Below are 11,178 nucleotides of genomic sequence, written 5' to 3'. Positions count from 1 at the left end.
CGTGATCGTCGGCGGCGGCTTCGCGGGTTTCCACGCCGCGCGCTCGCTGCGCAAGGCCCTCCCGCACGACCTCGGCGCCGAGATCGTGCTCGTCAACCGGACGGACTACTTCCTGTACCTGCCGTTGCTGCCCGAGGTGGCGGCGGCGGTGATCGACCCGCGGCGGGTGACGGTGTCGCTGCCGGCGGCGCTGCCCGGGGTGCGGCTCGCGCAGGGGGACGTGACCTCGGTGTCGCTGGCCAACCGCACGATCGCCTACACCGATCCCGAGGGGAAGGTGCGCGAGCTCGGCTACGACCGGCTGATCCTGGCGGCCGGCAGCGTGAACAAGCTGCTGCCGATCCCGGGCGTGGCCGAGCACGCGCACGGCTTCCGCAACGTCGCCGAGGCCCTCTACCTGCGCGATCACGTGATCCGCCAGATCGAGATCGCGGCGGCCACCGACGACCAGGCGGAGCGCGACGCGCGGTGCACGTTCGTCGTGGTCGGTGCCGGCTACACGGGTACCGAGGTGGCCGCGCAGGGGCCGCTGCTCACGAGCTCGCTCGTGAAGCACCAGCACGTGCTGCGCGACCAGAAGGTGCGCTGGCTGCTGCTCGACACGGCGCCGCGGGTGCTGCCCGAGCTGGACCGGCGGCTGTCGCGCGCGGCGGACCGGGTGCTGCGGCGCCGGGGCGTCGAGGTGCTGACGGGGACGTCGGTTCAGGTGGCCAAGCACGAGGGCGTCGAGCTGACGAACGGGGACTGGGTGCCGTCGCGGACGCTGGTGTGGTGCGTCGGCGTGCGGCCGGACCCGCTGGTCGACGAGATCGGGCTGGAGACGCAGAAGGGCCGGCTGGTGGTCGAGCCGACGCTGGTGGTGCCGGGCTACCCGGAGGTCTTCGCGTGCGGGGACGCGGCCGCGGTGCCGGACCTGACCCGCCCGGGCGAGGTGACGGCGATGACCGCCCAGCACGCACAGCGGCAGGGCGTGCTGGCCGGCAGGAACGTGGCCGCGTCGCTGGGTTTCGGGAAGATGCGGCCGTACAAGCACCACGACCTCGGGTTCGTGGTCGATCTCGGCGGCGCGCAGGCGGCGGCCAACCCGTTGAAGATCCCGCTGTCCGGCGTGGTGGCCAAGGCCGTGACCCGCGGCTACCACCTGCTCGCCTTGCCGGGCAACCGCATCCGCACGGCGATCGACTGGCTGCAGGACGCGGTGCTCGGGCGCCAGACCGTCCAGTTGGGACTGGTGCGCTCGGCGGCCGTGCCGCTGGAGACGCGCGACGTCTGAGATTACGCCGCGTACCCACGGCTCAACGTGTCCACGATTCTCATCGGCGACGCCGGCATCGTCCCGCCCGGTGAGCGCCCGGCACCGGGCCGGTGAACCGACGGTGAAACCTATCCGGTCGTCAGCAACTCGACGGTCCGCCGGTGTGCCTGTTCGGCGGCCGCGCGGAGCACGCCGCGGTCGCGCTCGAGCCGGGACGGTTCCGGCGCCGCGCGGTCCGGCGCGACGACCATGACGTACGGCGGGCCGGACTCGCCGACCTCGGTAAGCGACCGCAGCATCCGCTGGACCTTCGCGTCGCGGGTGCGGTAGGCCGTGACCAGCTCCGGGTTCAGCGCGCGCAGCCGGCGCTCGACGATCCGGTCGGCGAAGCCGCCGGACGGTGGCAGGACGCCCAGCGCGCGCGTGAGCAGCACCAGCACGTGCGTCGCACCCGCGGCGAGTGCGGTCGGCACCGGGACCGGCTCGGTCAGCCCGCCGTCGAGGAAGCGGCGGCCGCGGAACTCGACCGGGTGGCCGCCGACCCACGGCAGCCTGCTGGTCGCGAGCAGCGCAGCGCGCATTTCGTCCAGAGTGGACAGACCGGTCAGTGCGGCCGGCGACGCGGTGGCCACATCCGTTGCCACGCAGTGCAGCGCGACGTCGCTCGCGAGCGCCCGGGCGTGCCGGTCGGCGTCGAGCGCGGCGGAGTTGTAGTCGAGCGCGAACTCGACGTTCACCGCCGGGCGGCCGAGCAGCAGCCGCGCGGGGTTGATGAACTCGCGCCCGGCGAAGCCCTCGGCGTACTCGCTGGTGCACCCGTTGGCGACGCCGGCGAGCAGCGCCGCGCCGTTCAACGCCCCGGCCGACGTGCCGGCCACGAGGTCGAAGCAGCCGGTGAGCCCGAGGTCCTCGATCGCGCCGGTCATCGCCGCCGACACCACGCCGCGCATGCCACCGCCCTCGACCACCAGGGCCAGACGGCCGCCGTCCGCGCGCGTGCCCGCCGCCGCGCGGACCGACAGCAGCGCCGCGACCGGGTGCGTCACGGCTCCAGGATCAGGCGGATCGGGTTGCCCGTCTTGGCGGCCAGACGCGCGACCGCCTCGGCCGCGTCGGCCAGCGGCAACGTGTCCGAAATGGACCGCCGCAGGTCCAGTCGGCCGAACCGGGCGAGCGTGATCAGTTGCTCGACGGCCTCGGGGCCGCCGCCGTACGAGCCGAGGATCTGCTTGCCGCGGAAGGAGAGCCCGATGCTGTCGGTGATCGTCAGCGGCTCCGGGGTGAGGCCGACGAGCACGAGCCGCCCGCCGGGGCCGAGGCAGCGCACCGCCTGCTCGCGGACCGCGGCGACGCCGGCCATGTCGTAGGCGACGTCGAGCCCGCCGGTCAGCGCGAGCACGAGGTCCCGCAGGTCCGGTGCGGCCGGGTCGAACGCGGCGTCCGCGCCGAACTCGAGCGCGCGCTCGCGGGCGGCCGGCAGCGGGTCCACGGCGACGATCGGCGCGGCACCGACGATCCGCAATAACTGCACGGCGTGCGCGCCGAGCCCGCCGACGCCCCACACGCCGGCCGGGCGGCCCGGCGTGGCGGCGCGGCCGGGTCCGGTGATCGCGCCCCACGGCGTGGACACGGCGTCCGGCACGATGGCGGCCTGGTCGAACGGCATCTCGTCGGGGACGGGAACGAGCGTGTGGTGGCTCGCGAGCGCGTACTCGGCCCAGCCGCCGTCGTAGTCGACGCCCCGGGTGCGGACGGCGAGGCACGGGCCGAAGCGCAGGCAGTTGGCGCAGGCGCCGCACCGCTCGCCGGCCTGGAGCGTGACGCGCTGGCCGGGTTCCCACGGCCCGGGGACGTCCGGCCCGATCGTGTCGATCTCGCCGGCGACCTCGTGGCCGAGCGTGACCTCGTCACCGTCGAGGAAGGGCGGCCTGAGCGAGCCGTCGATGAGGTGCACGTCGGACAGGCAGACGCCCGCCGCGCGGACGCGGACCCGCACCTGGCCGGGGCCCGGCTCGGGCACCGGGACCTCGCGGACCTCGAACTTCCGGGTGGGGATCTCGAGCCGGCCGGCGAGCATCCGGTTCTCCTTCATCGTCCGGTGAACGTGGCGTTGCCCGGGCCGTCGGCGAGGAACGACCGGACGGCGCGCCGCGTGTCCTCGGTGCGGTACAGGTCGGCGGCGATCGTACTGACGTGCCGGTTCGCCTCGTCGACACCGCCTCGCTCGAAGTGGCGGAGGACCTGCTTGGTGGCGGCGTGCGCGCGGGTCGGGCCGTCGGCGAGGTCCTTCGCGAACGCGCGGGCGTCGTCGTCGAACGTCGCGTCGGGCAGGACGCGGTTGACGACGTTCCAGCGCTCGAGCGTTGCGGCGGGGTAGCGGGCGCCGGTCATGACGAGCTCCTTGGCGCGCCCGGCACCCGCGCGGGCGGCCAGTCGCTGGGTGCCGCCCATGGCCGGCGTCAGTCCGACCACCCGCTCGACGAGCCCGAAGGCTGCCGACTCGGCGGCGAGGATGACGTCGCAGGCGAGCGCGACCTCGAAGGCCCAGGTGAGGCAGAGCGCGTGCGCGGCGAACACGGACGGGAACTCGAGCGCGGCGATGCTGTCGGGAAGCTCGAGCAGCCGGTCGAAGAGCCCCTTCGCGTCGTCGGGTCCGTCCTGCGCGTCGAACAACGCGACGTCGACACCCCCGCTGACGACCTTTCCCTCCGCGCGGATGAGCAGGGCCCGCGTGTCCGGCGCGAGCCCGTCGATCGCCGCGCGAAGCTCGTCGTGCAGCTCGAGCGTGAATAGGTTGAGCGGCCCGGCATCGATGGTCAGCACGGCCAGCCCACCGTCGACCCGAAGATCCGTCACCCGCGCGAGTCTAGGTGGCGTTCCAGGAGCTCGTAGTGCTGTGAGTGTTCGTCGTGGTGGGCGAGGATTTCCCGGGCCTGTTGCGGGACCACCGAAGCCGTCGCGTCCGGGCCCGCGAACTCCTCCACCGCCTGCCAGCCGTCGAAGGTCATGACCGTCAGGAACTCCGTGTCGCCCGAGCCGTCCAGGCGGCGGTACACCGACAGGTCGCGCAGGCCATCGATCCCGCGGCGCATGATCGCCGGGGCGATCGTGCCGTTCAGGAGCTTCTCGTAGGCGTCCGCCGCCTCCGTCGTGGAGGTCCAGCCGCGCCAGGTTCTCAGGATCATGAGCCGCATCTTTGTCCAGGGGTCTGACAAAGATGGTGCGGGAGCTACGACGCTGACGCGAGCTCGGTGAAGTCGGGCTCCGGCCCGTAGCCGGCGAGCCGGTCCGCCAGGTCGTCGTCGGCGTCCACGCTGCGGAACGCGGGCGGCTCGGCCTGGCCGGGACCGTCGCCGGCGACCAGCGCCGCGGCGAAGCGGGCCACGACCCGCGGTGCCGGCAGGACGTCGCTGCCCAGGTAGGACACGACGATCAGGTCCTCGCCGGACGCGGTCTCGATGGCGCCGCACCAGCCGTGCCGCTCGTCCCAGAGGAGTGCGACGTCCCGGCCGGGGAAGGCGGGGATCCGCCCGTCGAGCGGGATGTAGCCGGTTGCCGGGGGCTCGGTCTGCACGTGGAAAGCCTGACCCGTGTAGCCGAGCGCCTCGGTCACCAACCCCACGTAACGTCGAAGGCCGCGCATTGATCGGCTCCGAGGCTCGAGCTCCATCGCTTCGTCCCTCCAATGCTCCGCACGAACAGCCGTGCGTGGGTGTACCCAGAATGAAACCTCCGACACCCGTTCGTGCAGGAACGGGTGTCGGAGGTCCCCGGTGCTCGATCAGGCGTTGATCTGCTTGCGATCCGCGCCACCGGAGATCGAGATCTTGCGGGGCTTCGCCGCTTCGAGCACCGGGATTCGCAGGGTGAGCACACCGGACTCGTAGCTCGCATCGATGCGGGAGCTGTCGAGGGTGTCGCCGAGGAAGAGCTGGCGGGAGAACACGCCGAGCGGACGTTCGGAGACCTGCATCTCGACGTCGCTGGGGGTGGTCGGCCGGCGCTCCGCCTTGACCGTGAGCACGTTCCGCTCGACGACGAGCTCGACGGCGTCCGGATCGACCCCGGGGAGGTCGAAGGCGACGACGAACTCGTCGCCGGCGCGGTATGCGTCCATCGGCATCGCGGTCGGCCGGGACCAGGTGCCGGTGGTGCCGAACACCTGCTGGGCGAACCGGTCCAGCTCGCGGAACGGGTCGGTGCGCATCAACATCGTGCTCTACCTCCTCGGTTCGTCGGGTTCTGTCAACGCGCAGCAATGTTGTAACATGTCGTCGAATCGATGACAAGAGGAATGTCGTCGAAAGGATGACAAGTCATGGACGACCTCTCCACGGCGCGTGCGCTGGCCTTGGTGCAGGCGGTGCTGGACGACGTCCGGGACGGCGGCACGGCCGACGTGCTGACCGGGCTGGAGGTGTTGCGGCGCCTGCGGGACGAGATCGCCGCCTGGGAGCCGGAGCTGATCGCCGCGGCCCGCGAGCAGGGCGCGAGCTGGGCCCGGATCGCGCCGGCGCTCGGGGTGACGAGCCGGCAGGCGGCGGAGCGGCGGTACCTGCGGCTGCGCCCGTCGGCGAGCGGCGAGCGGACCGGCGAGGGCCGGGTGCGCGCGGAGCGGGACAGGCGGGCGGGCGACCGCGCGGTCGCGAACTGGGCGCGGGAGAACTCGGCGTCGCTGCGCCGGCTGGCGGGTCAGGTGAGCGCCGCGACGGGCCTGGACGCGGCCGCGCAGGCGCGCGTGGACGACGCCCTGGCGGCCGACGACGTGACCGAGCTGTTGTCCCCGCTGGCCGCCGCGCAAGCGGACCTGCGCGCGGACCACGCGGGCCTGGCCGACCAGATCGACACGCTGACCCGGCAGACGGACCAGGTGCGCCAGGACACCCTGGACCGCCGCGACTGAACGGTCAGCGCTTCTTCGCGGGCCGCCGATCGGCGGCGAGGAGCGCGGCGGCGGCCGACCTCGCCTGCTGGGCCGCGGCCGCGGAGCCAGAGATCGCCGCGACCGTCGTCGCACCTTCGGCGAGCAGGAACAGATGGTCGGCCAGTGCGGGTGGACGGCCGGCGGCCGCGACCAGCTCCCGCAGGTACTCGCGCACCGCGGCCTTGTGGCGGCGGGCCTCGTCCGCGACGGCCGGCGAGACCGCACCCAGCTCGCCGAACGAGTTGACCCACGCGCAGCCCCGGAAGCCCGGCTCGGCGAACCACTCGTGCAGCCAGTCGAAGACCGCCAGCAGCCGCTCGTCCGGGTCGGCGACCGCGGCCACGTGCGCTGCCAGCCGGCCGCGCCAGCGTACGTCGCGGCGGGCCAGGGACGCCGTCACCAGGGTTTCCTTGCTCGGGAACAGCTGGTACAGCCGCTTCAGCGACACCCCGGCCGCGTCGCGGACGTCCGCCATGCCCACCGCGTGGATTCCGTTGCCGTAGAACAGCTTCTCGGCCGCGTCCAGGCTGCGTGCGGAAGCGGTCTCGGCGTCCATGCCAGGCTCCTTGACTCGGAGAACGGTCGTTCTCTACGTTACCGGAGAACCCTTGTTCTCCCAGGAGGCGCCGATGAACCGCCCGCCGCTGCCACCGTTCGACCGCGAGGCCGCGCTGCAGAAGGTCCAGGCCGCCGAGGACGCGTGGAACACCCGCGACCCGGAGCGGGTCGCGCGGGCCTACACGCCGGACTCGGTGTGGCGCAACCGGGACACGTTCGTCACCGGACGCGACGAGATCGTGAGGTTCCTGACGCGGAAGTGGGAGCGGGAGCGCGACTACGCCCTGCGCAAGAACCTCTGGGCCTTCGACGGCAACCGCATCGGCGTGCGGTTCCAGTACGAGTGCCACGACGCCGCCGGCCAGTGGTACCGCTGCTACGGCAACGAGCTGTGGGAGTTCGCCGAGGACGGCCTGATGGCCCGCCGCGAGGCGAGCATCAACGACGTGCCCATCGACGAGTCCGAGCGGCGTATCTTCGGCCCGCGGCCCGAGTCCGAGCGGGGCACGGAGTTCCCGCTTCGCTAGGGGCAACGCGGTCGTGGCTGGGGGACACAACCAGGACATGACGACCGACGACCCGCCCGACAACGACCTGTGGGACCGCGCCGCGGCCGGTAGCGGGGCCGCCTTCGGCATGCTGTTCGACCGGCATGCCAAGGCGGTCTACAACCACTGCTTCCGGCTGACCGCGTCGTGGTCGGCCGCCGAGGATCTGACCCAGACGACGTTCCTGCAAGCCTGGCGCAGACGCGCCGCGGTCCGGCTGGAGCACGACTCCGCGCTGCCCTGGCTCCTCGCCGTGGCCACGAACGTGACCCGAAACCACCGGCGCGGGCTGGGCAGGCGGGTGCGGCTCGCGGGCCGGGTGCCGGCCGAGCACGCCGTCGCCGACCACGCGGACGACGTCGCGTCGCGGGTGGACGACGAGCGGCGGATGGCCGAGGTGCTCGCGGCCGTGCGCCGGCTGCCGCGAGCGCAGCAGGAGGCGCTGGCGCTGTGCATCTGGTCCGGGGTGTCCTATTCGGACGCCGCGGCCGTGCTGGGCATCGCGGAGAGCAGCGTGCGAGCCCGGGTGAGCAAGGCCCGCGACCGGCTGTCGCGGCTGCTCGCCGCCGCCCCGGTCACCGTCCCCGTGAACGTCCTGGAGCAGTCATGAACACGACCCTTCCGCCACCCCGTGACCTGCCCCCGCACGCGCACGCCCGCATCCGCGCCCGCCTGGAGCTCGAGATCGGCCGGCGGCACCCGCCTGCCTGGCTCGTGCCGCTGGTGGCGGGCCTCGCCGTGATCGTGCTGGTCGCGGTCCTCGCCTGGCCGCGGGGCGCCGCGCCCGGCAGCCGCCCGGCGGAGCCCGGCCCGGCGGTGAGCCCGCCGCCCACTCCGGCGGGGGAGCGCCCGCAGCCAGGGCCGCCCGGGGTGAGCCCGCGGCAGCGCACGTCGATCGAAACCGAGTGCCGCGGGCGAGCCCACGACGACGACCTGCAGCTGTACCGGGTGGCCGACGACAGTGCCGGCCGGTTCGCGCTGCTCTACGGGCCGGCGGGCGTCTTCGGGTGCCATCTCGGCAGCGATCCCGCCGATCCGATGCAGGACTCGCTGCTTCCGGTTGGCCCGCTCGACTGGCTGCCGGGGCCGGTGAGCGTCGACTACGCGTTCAGCATCGTCGCCGCCGACTGGCCGGGCCAGCCGCCTTCCGACGGGCTGGAGATGGTCGCCGGCCGGGTCACCTCGGACGTGGCCCGGGTGGTCTACACCGTCGACGGCAGAACGGGAGAGGACGTGGTCACCAACGGCACCTACCTCGTCCGCATCCGGTACGCGGCCTCCGCGCGGGACCGGGAACCGACCTCCATGGGTACGGTCACCGCCTACGACGCGGCGGGCGAGGAGATCGCCACGGTCCACCTGGCGCGTGCGATGAGCATCTGCCACAAGATCCCCGGCGGGACAGTCATCCCGGAAGAGACGCTCGCTGACCACCGCTTCTGCGACCCCGCCGTGCCGTGGCGCTGAAGGTCAGTGCGACTCGCGGGCGACCGCGTGGCCGCTGGCGCCGACCAGGAAGTCCAGGTCGGCGCCGGTGTCCGCGCCGGTCACCGTGTTGACGTAGAGCTGCTCCCAGCCCCGGCGTGGTCGCGCCAGTGCCGACGCCATGGCCGGCGCCGGCTCGCGGGCGGCGAGCTCGTCGTCCGGGAGGTCGACGTCGATGCGGCGGGCGGCCACGTCCAGCGTGATCACGTCGCCGGTGCGGATCTTCGCGAGCGGGCCGCCCGCCGCGGCCTCCGGGGCGACGTGCAGCACGACCGTGCCGTAGGCGGTCCCGCTCATCCGCCCGTCGCAGATGCGGACCATGTCGCGCACGCCGGCCCGCAGCAGCTTCGGCGGCAGCGGCAGGTTCGCGACCTCGGGCATGCCCGGGTAGCCGCGCGGCCCGCAGCCACGCAGCACGAGGACGGAGTCGGCGTCGACGTCGAGCACGGGGTCGTCGATGCGCGCGTGCAGGTCCTCGACGGAGTCGAACACCAGCGCGCGGCCGCGGTGGGCGAGCAGGCGCCCGGACGCCGCGGCCGGCTTGATGATCGCGCCGGCCGGCGCCAGGTTTCCGCGTAGCACGGCGATTCCCGCGTTCGGCCGCAGTGGCGCCTCCCGGGTACGGATCACCTCGGGGTCCCAGATGTCGGTGTCGGTCAGGTGGTCGGTCAACGGGCGGCCGGTGACCGTCAGCGCGGCCGGGTCGAGCAGGTCGCGCACCTGGCCGAGCACCGCGTGCAGGCCGCCGGCGCGGTGCAGGTCCTCCATGAGGAACCGGCCGGCCGGCTGCAGGTCGACGAGCAGCGGCACGTCCGCGCCGATGCGGTCGAAGTCGTCGAGGGACAGCGGTACGCCGAGCCGGCCGGCGATCGCGAGCAGGTGCACGACCGCGTTGGTCGACCCGCCGAGCGCGGCCAGCGCGACGATCGCGTTGTGGAACGAGCCCGCGGACAGCAGCCGGCTCGGCGTGCGGTCCTGCTCGACCATCGCCACGGCGAGCCGGCCGGTCTCGTGCGCGCGGGCGAGGAGCCGGCTGTCCGCGGCGGGGGTGCCGGCGATGCCGGGCAGCGTCGTGCCGAGCGCCTCGGCGAGCAGGCCCATGGTCGACGCGGTGCCCATCGTGTTGCAGTGCCCGCGGCTGCGGATCATCGAGGACTCCGACCGCAGGAAGTCCGCACCCGCCATGGTGCCCGCGCGGACCTCCTCGGACAGCTTCCACACGTCGGTGCCGCAGCCGAGCGGGCTGCCGCGGAACGTGCCCGTGAGCATCGGGCCGCCGGGCACGACCACCGCCGGCAGGTCGACCGACGCGGCCGCCATCAGCAGCGACGGGATCGTCTTGTCGCAGCCGCCGAGCAGCACGACGCCGTCGATCGGGTTGGCGCGCAGCATCTCCTCGGTCGCCATCGCGGCCATGTTGCGCCAGAGCATCGCGGTCGGCCGCACGTTCGTCTCGCCCAGGGAGACGACCGGGAGGTTCAGCGGGATTCCGCCCGCGGCCCAGACGCCCTGCCGCACGCTGTCGGCGACCTCGTTCAGGTGGCTGTTGCACGGGGTGAGGTCGGACGCGGTGTTGGCGATCGCGATCTGCGGCCGCCCACCGAACGCGTCGTCGGGAACGCCGCGGCGCATCCAGGCGCGATGGATGAAGCCGTTGCGATCCCGCCCGCCGTACCACTCGTCGCTGCGCAGGGGCATGGCCGCTCCTTCCGATCTAGGATCCGGAAAATCATGACGTCTCGTGCCTTCATCATCACCGGTCCCGGACGTGCCGAGGTCCGCGAGGTGCCGGACCCGGTCGCCGGGCCGGGCGAGGTCGTGGTTGACGTCGAGCGGTGCGGCGTGTGCGGCACGGACGCGGAGTTCTTCTCCGGCGAGATGACCTACCTGCACTCCGGCGAGGCGGCCTACCCGTTGCGGATCGGGCACGAGTGGGCGGGCGTGGTCAGCGCTGTCGGGTCCGATGTGGACGGTAGGTGGGTCGGCCGGCGGGTCACCGGCGACACGATGCTCGGCTGCGGGCGGTGCGCGCGCTGCGTCGGCGGGCGCCAGCACCTGTGCGCCGACCGGCACGAGATCGGCATCCGCAACGGCTGGCCCGGGGCGCTCGCCACGCGGCTGCCGGTGCCGGTGCGGGCACTGCACGAGCTACCGGTGGACGCCGAGCTGGGCGCGCTCGTCGAGCCGGGTGCGAACGCGGTGCGCGCGGTGGGGGCGGCGCTGCCCGCGTCCCGCTTGCTCGTGTCGGGGCCGGGGACGATCGGCCTGCTGTGCGCGCTGTTCGCGGCCGCGGACGGGGTGGAGGTGCACCTCGTCGGGGTCGAGCCCGCCTCGCTGGACTTCGCGCGGTCGCTGGGGTTCCCGGCCTGGACCACCGACTCGCTGCCGTCGGTGCCGTTCGACGCGGT

General features: G+C 73.6%; 14 protein-coding genes. 6 read left to right on the top strand and 8 right to left on the bottom strand.

Annotation, left to right across the window (positions count from 1 at the left end; translation table 11 throughout):
* Position 1: 1 nt before the first annotated feature.
* On the top strand, positions 2–1,273 hold the full coding sequence (locus tag VH969_RS18835; protein WP_331975944.1) for an NAD(P)/FAD-dependent oxidoreductase: 1,272 nt from the start codon (positions 2–4) through the stop codon (positions 1,271–1,273).
* Between the two features lie 110 nt (positions 1,274–1,383).
* Here the strand turns inward: VH969_RS18835 and VH969_RS18830 are convergent, their stop codons facing one another.
* From VH969_RS18830 to VH969_RS18805, 6 genes are all read right to left on the bottom strand, one after another.
* On the bottom strand, positions 1,384–2,301 hold the full coding sequence (locus VH969_RS18830; RefSeq protein WP_331975942.1) for a patatin-like phospholipase family protein: 918 nt from the start codon (positions 2,299–2,301) through the stop codon (positions 1,384–1,386).
* The gene (locus VH969_RS18825) at positions 2,298–3,347 is read right to left on the bottom strand and encodes a zinc-binding dehydrogenase (RefSeq protein ID WP_331975940.1); all 1,050 of its coding nucleotides are present in this window, start codon (positions 3,345–3,347) and stop codon (positions 2,298–2,300) included. The genes VH969_RS18830 and VH969_RS18825 overlap by 4 nt, the downstream gene beginning before the upstream one ends.
* Positions 3,344–4,111 carry an enoyl-CoA hydratase/isomerase family protein gene (locus tag VH969_RS18820; RefSeq protein ID WP_331975938.1) on the bottom strand — a complete coding sequence of 256 codons (768 nt, stop codon included), beginning with the start codon at positions 4,109–4,111 and terminating at the stop codon, positions 3,344–3,346. Before VH969_RS18820 ends, VH969_RS18825 begins: the two co-directional genes overlap by 4 nt.
* Positions 4,108–4,440, bottom strand: a complete 333-nt coding sequence (locus VH969_RS18815; protein ID WP_331975936.1) for a hypothetical protein — start codon at positions 4,438–4,440, stop codon at positions 4,108–4,110. Before VH969_RS18815 ends, VH969_RS18820 begins: the two co-directional genes overlap by 4 nt.
* A gap of 44 nt (positions 4,441–4,484) precedes the next feature.
* Complete coding sequence (locus VH969_RS18810) at positions 4,485–4,868, bottom strand: DUF6292 family protein (RefSeq protein ID WP_331975934.1); 384 nt, start codon at positions 4,866–4,868, stop codon at positions 4,485–4,487.
* Positions 4,869–5,036: 168 nt separating this feature from the next.
* A complete protein-coding gene (locus VH969_RS18805) occupies positions 5,037–5,468 on the bottom strand; it encodes an Hsp20/alpha crystallin family protein (RefSeq protein WP_331975932.1) in 432 nt (143 codons plus the stop codon).
* 105 nt (positions 5,469–5,573) lie between these two features.
* Here VH969_RS18805 and VH969_RS18800 point away from each other — a divergent pair, with 105 nt between their 5' ends.
* Positions 5,574–6,158: an HSP18 transcriptional regulator gene (locus tag VH969_RS18800; protein ID WP_331975930.1), complete on the top strand. Its 585-nt coding sequence runs from the start codon at positions 5,574–5,576 to the stop codon at positions 6,156–6,158.
* 4 nt (positions 6,159–6,162) lie between these two features.
* Here VH969_RS18800 and VH969_RS18795 read toward each other — a convergent pair whose 3' ends face one another.
* Positions 6,163–6,735, bottom strand: coding sequence for a TetR/AcrR family transcriptional regulator (locus VH969_RS18795; RefSeq protein WP_331975928.1), 573 nt, complete (start codon positions 6,733–6,735; stop codon positions 6,163–6,165).
* A gap of 73 nt (positions 6,736–6,808) precedes the next feature.
* Between VH969_RS18795 and VH969_RS18790 the strand changes: the two genes are divergently transcribed.
* Genes VH969_RS18790 through VH969_RS18780 form a run of 3 tightly spaced genes read left to right on the top strand, consistent with a single transcriptional unit; the run spans position 6,809 to position 8,752 of the window.
* Complete coding sequence (locus VH969_RS18790) at positions 6,809–7,264, top strand: nuclear transport factor 2 family protein (protein WP_331975926.1); 456 nt, start codon at positions 6,809–6,811, stop codon at positions 7,262–7,264.
* 37 nt (positions 7,265–7,301) lie between these two features.
* Positions 7,302–7,895, top strand: coding sequence for an RNA polymerase sigma factor (locus VH969_RS18785; RefSeq protein WP_331975924.1), 594 nt, complete (start codon positions 7,302–7,304; stop codon positions 7,893–7,895).
* Positions 7,892–8,752: a hypothetical protein gene (locus VH969_RS18780; protein ID WP_331975922.1), complete on the top strand. Its 861-nt coding sequence runs from the start codon at positions 7,892–7,894 to the stop codon at positions 8,750–8,752. Before VH969_RS18785 ends, VH969_RS18780 begins: the two co-directional genes overlap by 4 nt.
* Before the next feature lie 3 nt (positions 8,753–8,755).
* Here the strand turns inward: VH969_RS18780 and VH969_RS18775 are convergent, their stop codons facing one another.
* Complete coding sequence (locus VH969_RS18775; RefSeq protein ID WP_331975920.1) at positions 8,756–10,468, bottom strand: IlvD/Edd family dehydratase; 1,713 nt, start codon at positions 10,466–10,468, stop codon at positions 8,756–8,758.
* 33 nt (positions 10,469–10,501) lie between these two features.
* Between VH969_RS18775 and VH969_RS18770 the strand changes: the two genes are divergently transcribed.
* A partial coding sequence (locus tag VH969_RS18770; protein ID WP_331975918.1) for a zinc-dependent alcohol dehydrogenase occupies positions 10,502–11,178 on the top strand: 677 nt, incomplete at its 3' end.

Source organism: Actinophytocola sp., from assembly GCF_036555685.1.
GTDB lineage: Bacteria > Actinomycetota > Actinomycetes > Mycobacteriales > Pseudonocardiaceae > Actinophytocola.
This window is presented reverse-complemented; position numbering and strand designations above follow the sequence as displayed.